Origin of the sequence: Gemmata algarum, from assembly GCF_034097035.1 — a bacterium.
Lineage (GTDB): Bacteria > Planctomycetota > Planctomycetia > Gemmatales > Gemmataceae > Gemmata > Gemmata algarum.
Genome location: NZ_JAXBLV010000061.1, coordinates 1 through 2058 on the forward strand (window position 1 = coordinate 1; position 2058 = coordinate 2058).

1 protein-coding gene is annotated in these 2058 nt (G+C 67.8%); it reads left to right on the forward strand.

The window, feature by feature from the left end:
* The first annotated feature begins 254 nt into the window (after positions 1-254).
* Positions 255-1844 carry a class I SAM-dependent methyltransferase gene (locus tag R5W23_RS07015; protein WP_320685725.1) on the forward strand — a complete coding sequence of 530 codons (1590 nt, stop codon included), beginning with the start codon at positions 255-257 and terminating at the stop codon, positions 1842-1844.
* The last annotated feature ends 214 nt before the right edge of the window (positions 1845-2058 follow it).

Consider the following 2058-nt stretch of genomic DNA (forward strand, 5'->3'; position numbering starts at 1 on the left):
ATTGCAAGCCGAACGCTACAACCGCAGGGCAAAGCAGAGATCCAAACTCGGTTGAATGGCTGCGGAGCCGAAACGTCGTAACTCCTAATTTCCAATAATTACGTCACTTTACCGTGTGGGGCGTGCGGTTGCCCAGGCTATCCATACTGAACTCTTGTGCAGAATTGGCTTCAACCGAAGGCAGCTTTGATCTCCGCGCCGCACCGCTACAATCTCGGTGCATTCGCCATCCATTCAGACCCGATGAGGCGCCCGTGCCCGACGCTACCGCTCCATTGCCGTCTGCCCGTACCAGCTACGACGAAGTTCCGTACGAGAGCCACCCGTATCCGCAGGCGCACCCATCGCGGCTGGCGGTGATCGCCACCTTGTTCGGCCTCACCCCGCCCGCGGTCGAGACTGCGCGGGTACTCGAACTCGGGTGCGCCGCCGGTGGGCACCTGATCCCGATGGCCGCCGCGTTGCCCAACGCCACGTTCGTCGGCGTCGATCTGTCTGCCCGGCAGATTGCCGACGGCCGCGACCAGGTCGCCCGGTTCGGGCTCACCAACATTGAGCTGCGGCACGCCAGCATCCTGGAGCTGGACGACTCGTACGGGACGTTCGACTACGTCCTGTGCCACGGGGTGTTCTCGTGGGTTCCGGCCCCTGTGCAAGAGAAGATCCTGGCCGTGTGTGCCCGGCACCTGAGCCCGTATGGAGTCGGGTACGTGAGCTACAACACGTACCCGGGCTGGCACATGCGCGGCATGATCCGCGACATGATGCGGTTCCACGCCGCCAAGTTCGCCGCCCCGGCCGAGCGCACCCGCCAGGCCCGGGCGCTACTCGACTTCCTGGCCGAATCCGCCAAGCCCGGCACCGAGTTGTACCCGGCACTGCTCAAGAAGGAACTCGAGGCGGTCCGGCACCAGGCCGACCACTACCTGTTCCACGAACACCTGGAGGAGGTGAACGAGCCCCTGTACTTCCACCAGTTCGTGGACCGGGCCGGTGCCCACGGGCTCCGGTACCTGGGCGAAGCGCGGGTCGCCACCATGCTCTCGGGGCCGCTCGGCCCGGACATCGAGAAGGCCCTGAAGTTGCTCGCCACCGACCAAGTGCAGACCGAGCAGTACCTGGACTTCCTGCGCAACCGTACGTTTCGCGAGACCCTGGTGGTCCACGCCCGCAACGTGCCGAGCTGGCAGCTCCGCCCCGAGCCGGTGGGGCGGCTGCACATCGCGTCCGGAGCCGCGCCAGTCGGCACCGAGGCCCCGGACGTGCGGTCGGATGCGGTGGTCCAGTACCGCGGCCCGTCCGGGGTGGCGCTGTCCACCGCCCGCCCGCTCCTCAAGGCCGCGATGGCGGTGCTGGCCGACGCATGGCCCGCCACGGTGCCGTTCGCCGAACTGCTGAGCCGGAGCCGCGAGCAGTGCGGCTCGACGGAGGGGGGCGAAAACGACGCCCGCGGTCTCGCCGCCGGGTTGGTAGACAGCTACCTGGGGTCCGACCTGATCGAGTTGCACGGCGTCCCGGTCGTGGCGCAGCGGGTAGCGGGGGAGCGACCGGTGGCGTTCGGCCCGGCGCGGGTGCGGGCCGTTCAGAACCGACCGATCCCGACCGTGCGGCACGAGTTGGCCCGGCTCCCGGACCTGGAACGCCGGCTGTTGCCACTGCTGGACGGCACCCGTGACCGTGCGGCGCTGACCGAAGTGCTGGCCGGTGAGGTGGCCACGGGTCGGTTGCAGTTGGAGCGTGACGGCCGCCCGCTGCACGACCCGACCGAAGTGCGGGCCACCCTGACCGCGATCCTCGACCAGGCGCTCGCCAGCCTCGCCCGGCAGGCGCTGCTCGTCGGGTGAACGCATACCCAATGCGTTGCCGCGCTGCTCAAAGTAGCTCACCCCCGCCGAGGGAGACCGCTCGGCGGGGGACACGTTCCCGCGGCTGTTTTTACCGTGGGTCTTCTCGAGTCGCTTGCGTTGTCGCGTGGCGAATGCACGAGCCGCATCCGTGACCGATGGGTGCTTCAACCTCGGAAACCGTCGCGCCCTTTTGCCACCCTTTTCTGATCCA